At 67.6% G+C, this 15,042-nt stretch carries 17 protein-coding genes; 6 read left to right on the forward strand and 11 right to left on the reverse strand.

Annotated features, from left to right (window positions below; genetic code table 11):
• Positions 1-226 precede the first annotated feature (226 nt).
• Genes ACKTTN_RS08295 through purB form a run of 4 tightly spaced genes read right to left on the reverse strand, consistent with a single transcriptional unit; the run spans position 227 to position 4,557 of the window.
• Positions 227-1,123 (reverse strand): GNAT family N-acetyltransferase, encoded by an 897-nt coding sequence (locus ACKTTN_RS08295; protein ID WP_407909382.1) that lies wholly within the window; start codon positions 1,121-1,123, stop codon positions 227-229.
• Positions 1,120-2,295, reverse strand: a complete 1,176-nt coding sequence (locus tag ACKTTN_RS08300; protein WP_407909383.1) for a JmjC domain-containing protein — start codon at positions 2,293-2,295, stop codon at positions 1,120-1,122. Before ACKTTN_RS08300 ends, ACKTTN_RS08295 begins: the two co-directional genes overlap by 4 nt.
• Positions 2,292-3,179, reverse strand: a complete 888-nt coding sequence (bla, locus tag ACKTTN_RS08305; RefSeq protein ID WP_407909384.1) for a subclass B3 metallo-beta-lactamase — start codon at positions 3,177-3,179, stop codon at positions 2,292-2,294. Before bla ends, ACKTTN_RS08300 begins: the two co-directional genes overlap by 4 nt.
• 1 nt (position 3,180) lies before the next feature.
• On the reverse strand, positions 3,181-4,557 hold the full coding sequence (gene purB / locus ACKTTN_RS08310; protein WP_407909385.1) for an adenylosuccinate lyase: 1,377 nt from the start codon (positions 4,555-4,557) through the stop codon (positions 3,181-3,183).
• 107 nt (positions 4,558-4,664) lie between these two features.
• On the opposite strand from purB, the gene ACKTTN_RS08315 reads away from it, so the two are divergent.
• Positions 4,665-6,074, forward strand: coding sequence for a class II fumarate hydratase (locus ACKTTN_RS08315; RefSeq protein WP_407909386.1), 1,410 nt, complete (start codon positions 4,665-4,667; stop codon positions 6,072-6,074).
• A gap of 52 nt (positions 6,075-6,126) precedes the next feature.
• Here the strand turns inward: ACKTTN_RS08315 and ACKTTN_RS08320 are convergent, their stop codons facing one another.
• The 6 genes from ACKTTN_RS08320 to ACKTTN_RS08345 form a co-directional block, all read right to left on the reverse strand.
• Positions 6,127-6,801: a DUF2884 family protein gene (locus ACKTTN_RS08320; protein ID WP_407909387.1), complete on the reverse strand. Its 675-nt coding sequence runs from the start codon at positions 6,799-6,801 to the stop codon at positions 6,127-6,129.
• 23 nt (positions 6,802-6,824) lie between these two features.
• On the reverse strand, positions 6,825-7,466 hold the full coding sequence (locus ACKTTN_RS08325) for a hypothetical protein (protein WP_407909388.1): 642 nt from the start codon (positions 7,464-7,466) through the stop codon (positions 6,825-6,827).
• 124 nt (positions 7,467-7,590) lie between these two features.
• Positions 7,591-8,616, reverse strand: a complete 1,026-nt coding sequence (locus tag ACKTTN_RS08330) for a hypothetical protein (protein WP_407910049.1) — start codon at positions 8,614-8,616, stop codon at positions 7,591-7,593.
• 17 nt (positions 8,617-8,633) lie between these two features.
• Positions 8,634-9,521 (reverse strand): ABC transporter ATP-binding protein, encoded by an 888-nt coding sequence (locus ACKTTN_RS08335; protein ID WP_407909389.1) that lies wholly within the window; start codon positions 9,519-9,521, stop codon positions 8,634-8,636.
• Entirely contained in the window at positions 9,518-9,889 is a 372-nt protein-coding gene (locus ACKTTN_RS08340) for a GntR family transcriptional regulator (RefSeq protein WP_407909390.1), read from the reverse strand. The genes ACKTTN_RS08335 and ACKTTN_RS08340 overlap by 4 nt, the downstream gene beginning before the upstream one ends.
• Positions 9,890-9,892: 3 nt before the next feature.
• Positions 9,893-10,117 carry a hypothetical protein gene (locus ACKTTN_RS08345; RefSeq protein ID WP_407909391.1) on the reverse strand — a complete coding sequence of 75 codons (225 nt, stop codon included), beginning with the start codon at positions 10,115-10,117 and terminating at the stop codon, positions 9,893-9,895.
• Between the two features lie 176 nt (positions 10,118-10,293).
• On the opposite strand from ACKTTN_RS08345, the gene ACKTTN_RS08350 reads away from it, so the two are divergent.
• From ACKTTN_RS08350 to ACKTTN_RS08370, 5 genes are read left to right on the forward strand one after another with little or no spacing between them, the layout of a single operon-like run.
• Positions 10,294-11,280, forward strand: coding sequence for an FKBP-type peptidyl-prolyl cis-trans isomerase (locus ACKTTN_RS08350; protein WP_407909392.1), 987 nt, complete (start codon positions 10,294-10,296; stop codon positions 11,278-11,280).
• Positions 11,281-11,317: 37 nt separating this feature from the next.
• Positions 11,318-12,118 carry an FKBP-type peptidyl-prolyl cis-trans isomerase gene (locus ACKTTN_RS08355; protein WP_407909393.1) on the forward strand — a complete coding sequence of 267 codons (801 nt, stop codon included), beginning with the start codon at positions 11,318-11,320 and terminating at the stop codon, positions 12,116-12,118.
• A gap of 45 nt (positions 12,119-12,163) precedes the next feature.
• On the forward strand, positions 12,164-13,501 hold the full coding sequence (locus tag ACKTTN_RS08360; protein WP_407909394.1) for a UDP-glucose dehydrogenase family protein: 1,338 nt from the start codon (positions 12,164-12,166) through the stop codon (positions 13,499-13,501).
• Positions 13,498-13,728, forward strand: coding sequence for a SlyX family protein (locus tag ACKTTN_RS08365; protein WP_407909395.1), 231 nt, complete (start codon positions 13,498-13,500; stop codon positions 13,726-13,728). Before ACKTTN_RS08360 ends, ACKTTN_RS08365 begins: the two co-directional genes overlap by 4 nt.
• Before the next feature lie 9 nt (positions 13,729-13,737).
• The gene (locus ACKTTN_RS08370) at positions 13,738-14,361 is read left to right on the forward strand and encodes a DUF2058 domain-containing protein (protein ID WP_407909396.1); all 624 of its coding nucleotides are present in this window, start codon (positions 13,738-13,740) and stop codon (positions 14,359-14,361) included.
• 4 nt (positions 14,362-14,365) lie between these two features.
• Here the strand turns inward: ACKTTN_RS08370 and ACKTTN_RS08375 are convergent, their stop codons facing one another.
• Positions 14,366-15,028 (reverse strand): hypothetical protein, encoded by a 663-nt coding sequence (locus tag ACKTTN_RS08375; protein ID WP_407909397.1) that lies wholly within the window; start codon positions 15,026-15,028, stop codon positions 14,366-14,368.
• Between the last annotated feature and the right edge of the window lie 14 nt (positions 15,029-15,042).

A 15,042-nucleotide genomic window follows, 5' to 3' on the forward strand; every position in this document is an offset into this window, starting at 1 on the left:
CTCGGCGGGGAGGAGGTCGTTTCGCGCCGCATGTCGCGATCGGGCGCGAAAGACGCGGGATTATAGCGGGATGAGGCCGGCTCGCGCCCGGTTCGCGGTGTTCCGCGTGCGTGCATTGGTGTCGATGCGGCTGCGTCGACGCCGTCGAAGGACGCCTGCGGGCCTGTCGCAGCAAGCGGTTCGGCGCGGCCGGGCGCGCCGCTTCGGCCCCAATCGCGCGGCCGATTCAGATCCCGAGCGCGCGAAGTTCGGTCGCCGGGCGGGCGCGTTCCCACGCGCTGTCGAACACGGTGCGCAACTGGCGGACGCGTGCGGCCCCGTCGAGCTGTGTTTCGCCTTCGACGCGATGCCCGAGCGTGCGGAAGTACCAGCCGCCGGTGTCGTTGGCGAGGAAGGCGGATGGGTAGGTCAGGTCCACCGGCTCTTCGATCACGCGGATCGAGAACGCCGACGACAGCCGCTGCGCGAGTGCGATCAGCGGCGCGTGCGCGCGTTGCGGCGCGTCGACATCCTGCAGCAGCACGCGGACCTCGCCGCCGCGGGTGGCGAGCCGCCGCAGCGCGGTGATGACGTCGGCGTGGTCGAGCAGCCCCGGGTCCATCTCGCGGCTGTAGATCACCATAGCGCGCCGCGTATTGGTGGCGATGCCGACGGTCGCGGCGATCGCCTGCGCGGCGGTTTCGACGGCGGCGGGCCGGTCGAGGCTGCGTCGCATCTCCTGGTGGACGATGCCCGCTTCCTCGAAACGTTCGCCGACCGGCAGGAACCCATCGGCCGCGTAGAAGCGTTCGGCGTCGACCTGCGCGTGCAGCATTACATCCGACAGCCCCGCGGCCCGCGCGGCATCGAGCAGGCGCAACAGCATCGCGCGGCCGACGCCTCGACCACGCCAATCACCCAGCACCGCCATGCGGCCGATCTTGCCGTTCGGCGCGAGGCGACCGGTGCCGATCGGGCGGCCTTCGGCGTCGCGCGCGAGCACGTGCGTGCACGCCGCATCCAACTCGTCGCGCTCCAGTTCGACAGGAACGCGCTGTTCGCCGACGAAGACGACGTCGCGGATCGCGCGAAGGTCGGGCAGGGCGGTTCCGTATTCGACCAGTTCGACCACGTACACCGTCATTCGTCGTCGCCTCCTGCGAGCTGGTAATGGCCGCCAGCAGCGAGTTCGACGACCGCGTCGCGGGCCGACGTACCGAGGCGCGAATACGTCTCGAGATCGAGCTCCGACGCCGCGGCCAGCCGCTTCGCGTCCGCCGCAGGCATGGCGAACGACTGCCCGGCCACGAACAGTAGTGCGCCGCGTGCCACCTTGCGCCACGCAACCCGCGAGAACGGATTGCGATGCAGCGTCTCGCCCTCGGCCAGCGCCTGTTCGATCGATGCGTGGTCGATCGCCTCGGCCGGCGCACCGACGATGCCGGCGCTGCGATACGCAGTCACGAAACGGCCGAACCAGTCGGTCAAGCGATCCTGGTCGTTCATGCGCAGCGCGTTGAGCGCTTGGATCGCGCGCGTCATCGCCGCGTCGTCGATCTCGAATGCGTCCTTCGCCGGTGCCAGGTCGGGGTCTGCGTAACGAAGCGCCTCGTCGGCATCCGCGGCGAGCGTGTCGACGAAATCGCCGAGCAGCTCGGCGGCGGCGGGCGCGCGCATGCCGATGGACAACGTCAGGCACGGATCGTCGGCGACGCCGTGATGCGGCACGCCGGGCGGCAGGTAGAGCATGTCGCCCGGCCCCAGCACCCACTCGTGCGTCGGTGTGAATTGGCGCAGCAGCTTGATTTCCGCGTCATCCCGGAATTCGAGCGGCGGATTCGCCGACGCGTCGATCTGCCAGCGACGATGGCCCTTGCCCTGCAGCAGGAACACGTCGTACTGGTCGACGTGCGCGCCCACCGACCCGCCGGTCGCCGCGAACGAGATCATGACGTCGTCGATGCGCCAGCGCGGCAGGAAATCGAAGCGCGGCAGGAGCGCGGCGACGTCGGCGTCCCACTTGTCGACGTCCTGCACCAGCAACGTCCAGTCGTGGTCCGACATGCCGGGGAATTCGTCTTCCGCGAACGGGCCGGTGCGCAGCGTCCAGCGATCGTTCGCGCGGTCCTGCTCGATGATTCGAGATAGCGCGAACTCCTCGCAGGCGAGACCGGCAAGATCCTCCGGCTCGATCGGCGTGACGAAGTCCGGGAACGCGTTGCGGATCAGCAGCGGCTTCTTCTGCCAGAACTCGCGCAGGAAGCGGGCCGGCGCCATGCCGAGCGGCGGTTTGCCGCGTGCGTCGATCTCGATCATTTCGCTTGCGCTTCCTTCGCCAGGCGTGCGTCGAGACGGACTGTCGCCGACTGCGCGTAATCGCGGCATGCAGCCGGGTTCACCAGCGGCTTCGAACGTTCCGGCGCGATGCGCGACCACAGGTCGCTGGCGGACGGATGCGGCGTTATCAGCAGGTCGCACGGCAGGGTGGCGACGTCGGCGATCGTCGTACGGAACGTGCGCAAGTAGGCGGCATGGTCCGAATAGCGGTAGACGTCGTCCGACACCGCGGTGAGGCTGTCGACAAAGGCCATGTCGACGCAATGGCTGCCCTCGCACTCGCGCCACAACCAGCTGCTTCCGCCGGGCGTATGGCCTGCCGCGGCGCGATTGGTCAGATCGATCGTGCCGACACGTACGTGGCCATCGGCCGGGAGCGTTTCCACATGCGCCACCGCCGGAAACGGCTTGAGCGCGAGAAGCTGCGGGTCGCTGCGGTCGGCCACGCCCGTCGACAGCACCGACGCCGCGGCAGCACGCGCGAACACCGGCGCGCCGGAGTCCTTCTGCAGTAGCGCCAGCCCGCCGGCGTGGTCGGCGTGCGCATGCGAATTGACGATGGCGCGGATGTCCTCGACGCGGAAACCGAGCGCGCGGATGTTGGCTTCGACCTGCGTCGCGGCTTCATCGGTGCCGGCATCGATCAGCACGTGGCCGTCCTTCGACGTCACCAGCAGCGCGCTGATGCCGCAGGTGCCGACGTACCACGTGTTGCCGTAGATGTGTCGCGGCACGGCGGGATCGTTCCAGTCCGCATCGTCCGCGCAGCGGTTCGGCGCCTGCGCGGGCGACGGCCGCGTGTTCGCGGCGCCGGTGCAGGCGGACAGCGCGGCGAGCGCGACGATGAACAACGCTGCGCGCATGTCAGACGCTCCGCGCGAGTGCGGCGGCGTGGCCGATGTAGCTCGCCGGCGTCAGGTCGACGAGGCGTTGCTTGGCGTCGGCGGGCAGGTCGAGGCCGGCGATGAACTCGCGCATCGACTGCTCGGTGATGCCTTGCCCGCGCGTCAGCGCCTTGAGCTGCTCGTACGGCTGCGGCAGGCCGTAGCGGCGCATCACCGTCTGCACGGCTTCGGCCAGCACTTCCCAGGCGGCGTCGAGATCGGCTGCGAGGCGTTCCGGATTGACGCTGAGCTTGCCGAGGCCGCGCATCAGCGCATCGAAGCCGATCAGCGCATGGCCGAACGCGGTGCCGAGCGCGCGCAGCACGGTGGAGTCGGTGAGATCGCGCTGCCAGCGGCTGATCGGCAACTTCGCCGCGAAGTGCTCGAACAGCGCGTTGGCGATGCCGAAGTTGCCTTCCGCGTTTTCGAAGTCGATCGGGTTGACCTTGTGCGGCATCGTCGAGCTGCCGACTTCACCGGCCTTCACCGCCTGCTTGAAGTAGCCGAGCGAGATATAGCCCCAGACATCGCGGCACAGATCGACGCAGATCGTGCCGGTGCGCTTCATCGAATCGCTGATCTCGGCGATGCCGTCATGCGGTTCGATCTGCGTGGTGTACGGCTGCCAGGCCAGGCCCAACGACTGCACGAAGCGCTGCGAGAACGCCGGCCAGTCGACATCCGGATATGACGACACGTGCGCGTTGTAATTACCGACCGCACCGTTGATCTTGCCCGGCATCGGCAGCGCTTCCAGCACCTCGCGCTGGCGTTCCAGACGGGCGACGACGTTCGCGAGTTCCTTGCCGACGGTGGTCGGCGACGCGGTCTGCCCGTGCGTGCGCGAGAGCATCGGCAACTCGGCGTGCTGGTGCGCCATCTCACGCAGCTTGGCGATGAGTTCGCGAAGCTTCGGCGCCATCACCTCGTCGCGCGCCTCGCGCAGCATCAGCGCGTAGCTGAGGTTGTTGATGTCCTCGGACGTGCACGCGAAGTGCACGAACTCCAGCGCCGGCGCGAGCTCGGCGTCGTCCTTCAGGCGTTCCTTGATGAGGTATTCGACGGCCTTCACGTCGTGATTCGTCGTGCGCTCGATTTCCTTGACGCGCGCAGCGTCCGCGACCGTCAGGCCATCGGCGAACGCGCGCAGGCGGGCAGCTGCGGCGTCGGTGAACGACCGAAGTTCGACGATGCCGGCCTCGGCGGCGAGCGCGATCAGCCACTCGACCTCGACCTTCACACGCGCCTTGATCAGCCCGAATTCGGAGAACACCGGCCGCAGCGCGTCGACCTTGCCCGCATAGCGGCCATCGAGCGGCGAAAGGGCAAGGAGCGAGGTTTCGACGGAGGCGGACATGGCGGGCCGGGCGGGGAGGGAACGGCGATTTTACCTGCCGCGGCGGCTCTGCCCGGCGCGCGTTGACGCCGCGCGTCGTAGGCTGGGAACTTCGACAGGAGGCGACAATGGCCCGCAACGACGCAGGTGTTCGCATCGAACACGACAGCATGGGCGAGCTGCAGGTCCCGGCCGATGCGCTCTGGGGCGCGCAGACGCAGCGGGCGGTCGAGAATTTCCCGATCTCCGGCCGGCGCATGCCGCGCGGCTTCATCGAGGCGCTGGGGCTGATCAAGGCGTCCGCCGCCGAGGTCAACAGCCGCCTCAAGCTGCTCGATCCCGCGGTCGCAAAGGCGATTGCCGGTGCCGCGCAGCGCGTGGCCGATGGCGAGTTCGACGCGCAGTTCCCGATCGACGTGTTCCAGACCGGTTCCGGCACGTCGAGCAACATGAACGCGAACGAGGTGATCGCGCATGTCGCGTCGAACACGCGGCGACGCGTGCACCCGAACGACCACGTCAACCTCGGCCAGAGCTCCAACGACGTGATTCCGACGGCGATCCGCGTGTCCGCCGCGATCGCCTGCACGCGTGAGTTGCTGCCGGCGCTGAAGCACCTTCAGACGACGATCACGAAGAAGGGCCGCTCGTTCGGCAAGGTCACCAAGACCGGCCGCACGCATCTGATGGACGCGATGCCGGTGACGTTCGCGCAGGAATTCGGCGCCTGGGCGTCGCAGCTCGACTCGGCGCGCATGCGCATCGAAGACGCGCTCGTGCGGCTGCGTCGCCTGCCGATCGGCGGCACGGCGGTCGGCACCGGCATCAATGCGGATCCGCGTTTTGGCGACCAGGTGACCAAGGCGCTCGCCAAGCGCTCGGGCGTGAAGTTCGATGCCGCGGCCGATCGCTTCGAAGGCATCGCCTCGCAGGACGACGCGGTGGAGCTGTCCGGCCAACTCAATGCCTTGGCGGTCGCGCTGATGAAGATCGCCAACGACCTGCGCTGGATGAACTCCGGGCCGCTCGCGGGCCTCGGCGAGATCGAACTACCGGCGTTGCAACCGGGCAGCTCGATCATGCCGGGCAAGGTGAACCCGGTGATCCCGGAAGCCGTCGCGATGGTCTGCGCGCAGGTCATCGGCCACCACGCCGCGATCACCGTTGCCGGGCAGAGCGGCAACTTCCAGCTCAACGTGATGCTGCCGCTGATCGCGGACAACCTGCTGGATTCGATCGGCCTGTTGACGAACGTGTCGCGCCTGCTCGCCGACCGCGCGATCGCGGGGTTGAAGGTGCGCACCGAACGTGTGCGCGAAGCGCTGGATCGCAATCCGATCCTGGTGACGGCGCTGAATCCCGTGATCGGCTACGAGAAGGCCGCTGCGATCGCCAAACAGGCATACAAGGACGGACGGCCCGTACTGGATGTCGCCGTCGAAGCCACCGGCATGCCGCGCGAACAGCTGCGCCGACTGCTCGACCCGGCGTCGCTCACGCAGGGCGGAATCCGCGAAGGAATGTCGGGCGGCGGCTGAAAACGACGACGCGCCGTCCAAACGGCGCGTCGAAGTAAGCATTGCAGGCCGGTCAGGCGGCGGGCGCGACGGTGACCGTGGTCGGATCCGACGTCGGCGTCGCCGAACCCTTGTCATCCGACTCGACGTCCGTGTGGCACTTGTCCTGTTCGGACGACTTCATCTTCGCGAACGGCGCGAACTCCGGGATCGCGGCGGCGACGCGCTGCTGCGACGCATACATCGCCGGCAACTTGTCGCACAGCGCCGAAGCGGCCTTCTTGATGTCCTGCGCCTGCGACTCCACGCGGTCGTGGATGTGGTCGGTATCGCCGCTGAAGATGCCGTTGATCGCTTCAGTGACGGCACGTCCGGCGAGTTTCGCGCCTTCCTTGCCGATGTCCATGCCGGCGCTGGCAATTTCCAGGATGTGCTCACGGTGTTCCAGCAGAAGGCGACGCTGTTCGTCGTTCACCGCGATGGTCTTGCCGTCGATGATCAGGTCGCCCTTCGGCGTGATCTCGGCGTGCCGGCCGTTCTCGGTGAGTTTGACGTTCTCGGTCTTGAGCTTGACGCGCGCTTCGTCCATCGCGTGGCCGACCGTGTCGCCGAGACCGTCGCCGCCCCCGTCACCGACGCCGGATGTCGACGTTGAACTGGCCGCATTGGGCGCCGAAGTGCGGTCCTGGCAGCCGGCGACGCCGGCCAGCAGCGCGACAGCAAGAAGGGAGGTGCGGAGGGCGTTCATTGCAATGAGTCTCCTGTGTCGGATCAACGCGTCGCGAGGTCGCGCTGGACATCGGCCTCGCAGTCGGCGATGTCATCGCTCTGCAAGGTGGCGTAGGGGCGGAAGGCGGGCACCCGCGTTGCGAGCGCCTGCTGCGAATCGCGCAGTGCGGGCAGGCGACGGCAGATCTGCAGCACGGCCGGCTTCAGCTCCTGCTGCACCACGGTTTCGACGCGGCGCTCGAGCGAGCCGGTCAGGCCGCCGACGATCAGGCTGAAAAGCGACACGTCCGTCGCCTCGATCGCGACCAGCGCGGCCTTTTCGCCGGCGTCGATGCCCGACTTCGCCACGCCGATGACCTGCGCGCGGTAGTCGAGCAGCTGCCGGCGTTGCTCGGCATCGATCGCGACTGCCTTGCCGTCGATGAGCAGGTCACCGGCGCGTGTGATCTCGCCCTTCGGAAGATCGCGCGTGGTGTCGGAGCCGTGACGCTCGTGCTTACCGAAGTTGAGCGTGTGGCCGAGTTCGAGGTTCTCGCTGTCGAGGCGCGCACGTTCCTGCGCGAGTTCGACGCGGAGTTCCTTGCGGGCCTGGTCGAGGTCGCGGCCGACGTCGGAGCGCTCACCGGCATGCGACGCGAGCGGGAGGAGGGCGGCCAGCAGGACTGCGGAGTGCTTGGCGTTCATCGTGGTCGGTTCCGTGTCGGGACTAGTGCGTTCGATGGGATGGAGCAGAACGAATCGAGCGGTGGTTCGTCGATCCGGCCGGACGTTGCCCGTCCGGCCGGACGTCAGCGACGGAGCACCGGGCTCAGCCCTCGTCCCGCCAGCGGCGCAGGCGGATGGCGGCGACGATCATCGCGATACCGACCACGACGCCGACCCACATTTCCGGCGTTCCGAACAGCGAGTACATCGAGCGGACGTTGGCGAGATCGGCGATGTCCTGCGGGCCATTCACGTGCACCGGCTGGAAGTCGGCGACGCTGAGCGCGCTCACCGGGAACGTGCTGCCGATCGAGCGCAGGAAGATGTTCTTCCAGTACCACGCGGTGTCGAGGTTGAAGAGGTGCATCAGGTCGAACCAGCTGACCAGGATGCCCGCGAACACCGGGATCACGATCGCCCAGAGGAACGGCTTGCTGCGTGCCCATGCCGAGCAGAGCATCAGCCAACCGACCGTCGGCAGTGCCCAGGCCGCGTACACCGGGACACCGGCGATGAACGTCGCGGCGACCGACAGCGGGCTGGCCGGGCCCCACATCAGGGTGAACGGGTTGCCGCCGTGGAAGAGCACGAACACGCTCAGCATCACCATCAACACGAGCATCGTCGCGATGCCTGCGACGGCGGCCAGCGCCGGCGCCACCAGCGTCGCACTCGCGAGCTTGGACAGTACGGTCTGCGAATCCGACAGCGGCATCGACTTCCAGAACAGCACGCTGCGGTCGCGGCGATCGTCGTACAGGCAGCCGAGTGCGTAGAAGAACACGACGAAGCCCAGCACGATGAACGGAATACCGGCCGACATCATCAATGTCAGGTCGATCGCGCCGCCGAACTGGTGGAGGTCTTCCGGGCTCAGGTGCTGCGTGAGCTTGGACAGATCCAACGCGCCGACCTGCACGTGCGCACCGTTGATGTTGATGTTCTCCGCGGACGCGCGGCTCTTGACCACCTCGGCGGTGATCATGCCCATCAGCGACAGCAGCAGGAACACGCCGCCGGCGATGAAGGGCGCCCACAGGAACCCGCCCTTGTGCTCCCAGAACTCGCGCTTGAGCAGCAGCTTGAACTTGTGTGTTGCGTGCGGCGCCGCGACTTGTGCGCGCGGCATCGTGTCGGTCATGGCGTTCATGCGTAGGTCCCCTTCATCGTGGCGACGAACAGGTCGGCCAGGCCGGGCGTGCGGGTTTCCCCGAACGTGGCGAGCTGGGCGGCCGGAACGCCGTCGAACAGCATCACGGTCTTGCCGAACGGCAGCGCGCGTTCGTCGACCGGCTTGAGCGCGCGGGCGGCGTCGACGTGCGCCGAATCGACCAGTACTTCGACATAGCGCTCGCCGAGCGTTTCCATCGGTGCGTCGAGCGTGATGCGGCCATCGCGGATGAACAGCACGTCGGTGAGGATGTGCTCGATCTCCTCCACCTGGTGGGTGGTGACGATGATCGTCTTCTCCTCGTCGAAGTAATCCTCCAGCAGGCGCTGGTAGAACTGCTTGCGATAGAGGATGTCGAGGCCGAGCGTGGGCTCGTCGAGCACCAGCAGCTTGGCGTCGATCGCCATGACCAGCGCCAGGTGCAGTTGCACGATCATGCCCTTCGACATCTCGCGCACTTTCAGGTTCGGCTTGAGCTGGGTGCCGGCGAGGAAGCGCTCGCACTTGGCCATGTCGAAGCGCGGATGCACGCCGGCGACGAACTCGATCGCCTCCTTGACGCGGATCCAGCGCGGCAGCACGGCGACGTCGGCGATGAAGCAGACGTCACGCATCAGGTCGTCGCGCTGCGTGCACGGATTGCGACCGAGCACGGACAGCTCGCCGTCGAACGGGATCAGGCCGAGCATCGCCTTGAGGGCGGTGGTCTTGCCGGCGCCGTTCGGGCCGATCAGCCCGACGATGCGGCCGGCCGGGATCTCGAACGATGCGCCGTCGAGCGCGGCCTTGTTCTTGTACGCCTTGCGGAGGTTGCGGGCGCGAACCACCGGGGCGGGGGAGGACGGGGCGACCTGGGCGTTCATTGCATGCCTTCCTTGCGGCCGGCGGCCAGCAGTTCCTCGAGCTTGAGCCCGAGTCGCGCGATGCGCTCCATCACCAGCGGCCATTCCTCGCGGAGGAAACGGTCGCGTTCGTTGACCAGCAGCTTCCTCGCGGCTTCTTCGGTGACGTACATGCCCAGTCCTCGGCGTTTTTCGACCAGTGATTCGTCTGCGAGCTCCTGGTAGGCCCGCGACACGGTAATGGGGTTGAGCTGGTACTCCGCGGCGACCTGGCGCACGGAGGGCAGCGGATCACCCGGCTTGAGGAGGCCGTCGAGCATCATCGCAATGACGCGCTCCTTCAGCTGGCGGTAGATGGGAGCGCCGTCGCTCCATTGGATGGCGGCCATGGATCAGCCCCTCGGCAGGAAGGAGAAATAGGGCATCGCCAGCGCGTGGCGGATGCGGTTGGTGTGGCTGGGCTTGTGGCGGGCGCCCACCGCCACGGCGACGGCTGGCGACGAGACCGTCGGTGCCGTGGACGTGAAGGGGATCGACGCGGCGGCGAAAGCGCCGGTCGTGCACAGAGCCGCCGTGACCACCAGCGCGTTCAGGCTGTTGCGGAGCCTGCGGTACATGGCGAACCTCCTCGTTGGTAGACCGGTGTTGTAGGCAACTATAACACCACTTCGGCCAGCGTCAACACGCCGCTACCCAACTGATGGCATACGGCCGCTCGCCGATTTGCCCGGTTCAGGACGCGCCGCGACAATACGGCCCCTCGCGCCGATCCGGCGCCGCACTGGAGTCGTGCATGAACCTGTCCGCACGCGGCCTCGCCGCGCTGCTCGCGTCGACCGCCGCCGTCGCTTTTGCGGCGCCGCCGGCGACCAAGCCGGCCCCGGCCAAGCCCGCGCCGGCCAAGTCCGCGCCGGCAGCGTCCGCCATCACCGCGCAGTCGCTTGCCACGCCGCGCCAGAAGGCGTCGTACGTCGTGGCATTCGATCTGTCGCAGATGCTCATGCCGATCGCACCGGACTTCGACATCGCGTCATTCCGCGCAGCCGTCGACGAGATCGTCGCGGGCAAGGCGCCGCAGGTCGATCGTGTGCGCGCGCAGCAGCTCAACCAGGTGCTGATGCAGCGCATCGCCGCGCGTCGCGGCCAGGCGCAGGGCACGCCGCCGGAGGTGTCGAAGACGGAAGTCGGCAAGTTGGTTGCCGCGGATCTCGGTCCGTCGCTCGCGTCGATCAAGAACGAAGTCGACTACCCGCTCGTATTCCAGGCGCTGTCGGGCCTGCTCGCCGGTCAGCAGCCCGTGCTCGACGAAGCCACGCGCAACAGCGTGCGCACCGAGTTCACCACGTCGATGAAGGCGAAGCTCGACGCCAAGCGCGCGACGCAGGGCGCGACGAACCTGCAGGCGGGACAGAAGTTCCTCGCCGAAAACAAGACGAAGAAGGGCGTGTTCACCACGCCGTCGGGCCTGCAGTACATGGTGCTGCGCCAGGGCTCGGGCGCGCGGCCGAAGCCGACCGATCGCGTTCGCGTCAACTACGAAGGGACGTTGCTCGACGGCACCGTGTTCGACAGCTCGTACAAGAACGGCCAACCGGTGGAGTTCCTGCTCAACCAGGTCATTCCTGGTTGGACGGAAGGCGTGTCGATGATGCCGGTCGGCGCGAAATACCGTTTCTGGATTCCGTCGCAACTGGCGTACGGTGAGAAGGGCGCGGGCGAGCAGATCGGCCCGAACTCCACGCTCGCCTTCGATGTCGAACTGCTGGCGATCTCGCCCTGACCGCGGCCAAGGCCGCCCCCCCGAACGAGGATTTCGAATGAATGCTTCTCCGATGCGCCTGCTGGCGCTGAGCACGCTGTCCGTCGCGCTGCTCGCTGCCGCCGGTTGCAACAAGAATGCGCCGGCACCCAAGACGGAAGCCGCTGCAGACAAGACCAAGGACCCGAACGCGATTCCCGGCCTCAAGGACGAGAAAGCGCGCGTCAGCTACATGATCGGCCTCGACATGGGCCAGACGCTGAAGCAGGTGAAGGATGAAGTCGATCTCCCGACGCTCGAGAAGGGCCTGAAGGCCGCGCTCGACGGCAGCAAGCCGCTGATGAACGAGCAGCAGGCGCAGCAGGTGCGCGAAGCATTCGCGCAGAAGCTGCAGGCCAAGCGCATCGCCGAGCAGATGCAGGCGGCGGGCAAGAACACGAAGGAAGGTCAGGAATTCTTGGCGAAGAACGCGAAGGCGGCGGGCGTGCAGGTCACGCCGAGCGGCCTGCAGTACCAGGTGCTCAAGGCCGGTACCGGCCCGAAGCCGAAGGCCGATGACGTGGTCACCGTGCACTACACCGGCACGCTGCTCGACGGCACCAAGTTCGACAGCTCGTACGACCACGGTGGCCCGGCGACGTTGCCGCTCGGCCAGGTCGTCCCTGGCTGGCGCGAAGGCATCCAGCTGATGCCGGTCGGCAGCAAGTACCGCCTGTGGATCCCGGCGTCGCTGGGCTACGGCGAAGCCGGCACGCCGGGCGGCCCGATCCCGCCGAACGCGACGCTGGTGTTCGATGTCGAACTGATCGGCATCGGCAAGCCGGACGCGGGCGCACCAGCAGGCATGCCGCAGGGCTGATTCAAAGGCCCGGCTTCGGCCGGGCCGCATCATTCGGAGCACGCGATGCGCGTCACCATCTTCGGTACCGGTTACGTCGGACTCGTCACCGGCACGTGCCTCGCGGACGTCGGCCACGACGTCGTGTGCGTCGATATCGATGCAGGCAAGGTCGCCGCGCTGCAGCGTGGCGAGATCCCGATCTTCGAGCCCGGCCTCGCGCCGATGGTGCGCGCGAACCACGCCGCCGGCCGACTGCAATTCACCACCGACGCCGCCGAAGCGATCGTAAGCGGCGAGGTCATCTTCATCGCGGTCGGCACGCCGCCGGGCGAAGACGGCAGCGCCGACCTGCAATACGTGCTCGCTGTCGCGCGGACGATCGGCAAGTACCTCGAACGTCCGGGCGTGGTCGTCAACAAGTCGACCGTTCCCGTCGGCACTGCGGACAAGGTGCGTGATGCGATCGCGTCGGAACTCGCTGCGCGTGGCGTCGACATCGAATTCGGCGTCGCGTCGAATCCGGAGTTCCTGAAGGAAGGCGACGCGGTCAACGACTTCATGCGCCCGGATCGCATCGTCATCGGTGCGAGCGACGCGCAGGTCGTCGATCGCCTCAAGCGCCTGTATGCGCCGTTCAATCGCAACCACGAGCGCATCGTGGTGATGGACGTGCGCTCCGCCGAGCTGACGAAGTACGCGGCGAACGCGATGCTCGCGACCAAGATTTCGTTCATGAACGAAATGGCGAACATCGCCGAGCGCGTCGGTGCCGACATCGAGATGGTGCGACACGGCATCGGCTCCGATCCGCGCATCGGCTGGCATTTCATCTACCCGGGCGCCGGTTACGGCGGATCGTGTTTTCCGAAGGACGTGCAGGCGTTGGCGCGCACCGCGCAAGGCGTCGGTTACGACGCGGCGTTGCTGCAGGCGGTGGAAGCGGTCAACGCGCGCCAGAAGCAGCACCTGTTCGAGCTGATCGGGCGTCATTACGGCGGCAACGTCGCCGGCAAGACGTTCGCGGTGTGGGGCCTTGCGTTCAAGCCCAATACCGACGACATGCGCGAGGCATCGAGCCGCGTGCTGCTGAAGCAGTTGTGGGACGCCGGTGCCAAGGTGCGCGCCTATGACCCCGAAGCGCGCGAGGAGACGCATCGCATCTTCGGCGACCGCGACGACCTGGTGCTGTGCGACAGCGCGAATGCCGCGCTTGCCGATGCCGACGCGCTCGTCGTCATCACCGAGTGGAAGCAGTTCCGCAGCCCGGATTTCAGCCGCCTGCGCGCGGGCCTCGCCGACGCCGTGCTGTTCGACGGTCGCAATCTCTACCACCCCGACGAAGTCGAAGCGGCGGGCCTGGCGTACTACGGCATCGGCCGTGGGCGCTCGGTCATTGCATGAGCGACGCGACGCTCGACGACCGCCTGGTCGAACTGGAAACGCGTCTCTCGTTCCAGGAACACTCGCTGGGCGAGCTCAGCGACGCGCTCGCCGACCTGCGCTCGGAAAACGCGCGCCTGGTACTGATGCTGCAACGCGCGCTCGACGAGCTGCGGCAGGTTCGTGCCGGCCTTTCCAGTGATCTCACGGGTGATCCGAGCCTCGAGCCGCCGCCCCCGCACTATTGATCCATCGTCATGACCGACAGCCTTCGCGACCAGCTCCTCGGCCTCGGCTTCAAGCCGGCGCCCAAACCCGAGAAACGCCCCGAGCGACCGGCCAAGACCGGTGCGCCGCCGCGTCGCGACGACCGTCGGCCCGCCGGGAAGGGCGCGCGGCCGCCGGGCAAGCCGTCCGGCCCGCGTAGCGATGCGCCGCGGCGTGCCCGCTCGCAGGAAGAGATCGACCTTGGCAAGGCGTATGCGCTGCGCGCGCAGAAAGAGAAGGACGAACGCATCGCTGCCGAAGCCGCGCGCCAGGAAGAAGCGCGCAAGCGCCGCGAGGCGCGCGTCAAGCTCGCCGAATTCCTGAAGGACAAGTCGCTCAACGACAAGGACGCCGAGATCGCGCGTCACTTCCCGTACGGCGGCAAGATCAAGCGCATCTACGTCAACACGGAGCAGCTGCGCGCGCTCAACGCAGGCGAGCTCGGGGTGTTGCAGCTCGATGGTCGCTACGTGCTGGTGACCGTGCCGGTGCTGGACGAGGCGGAAGCGATCTTCCCGCAGGCCGTCGCGCTGCGCGTCGATCCGAACGCGACGCCCGGCGACGACCCCTACAGCGATCCGCAGTACCAGGTGCCGGACGACCTGGTCTGGTGATGCGTTAGTCGACGCCCAGCGCGTCGGCGGCTTCGTGTATCACGCGTCGCACTTTCGATACGCCGAGATCGCGCACGAGCCGGTGCGCCGTGTGCGGATGCGGTGATTGCGCAATGTCGTGCGGCGTGACGTTCTTGCCCGGCACATCGGGCAGCAACTCGATGCCCGCGCTCGCGTAGCAGTGCTGCACCAGCGCCGAGCAGTACAGCGCGCCTTCGCGGGCGAGCAGGTTGTCGCGGCGTCGCAGGCGCGTGCTGTGCATGCCCAGCAAGGTGCCGACCAGCTCGCGGATCGAGTAATGCGCGAGCCCGGCGACCACGTCGAGCGCGGCGGTATGGCATGCGGTGACCTGCGCGGCATCCAGCCCGAAATCGAGCACCGCGACGTTCGGGAACGCGTCGTCGTCGAAGTAGCGGTCCAGGCGATTTTCCTGCGCGCCGAGCCGCATCTGGCGGTAGCGAACGTCGAGGTCGGACTCGACCACCCACCAGCGTCCGTCGACGCGCTTTTCCGTGAACAGGAACGCGTGCGACCACAGGCTGCGATGCCCGTCCGCGGTCAGCGGCGCCTGCGCCTTGCGGATCAGCCGGCTGACCGGATCGCGGCCGCCGCACAGCCCGATTCGTCCCGGGCCGGCGTGTTCGAGAAGGAATCGCGCGTTGTCCATGTCGCAGGCAATCT

Source organism: Lysobacter claricitrinus (assembly GCF_045866565.1).
Classification (GTDB): domain Bacteria; phylum Pseudomonadota; class Gammaproteobacteria; order Xanthomonadales; family Xanthomonadaceae; genus Cognatilysobacter; species Cognatilysobacter claricitrinus.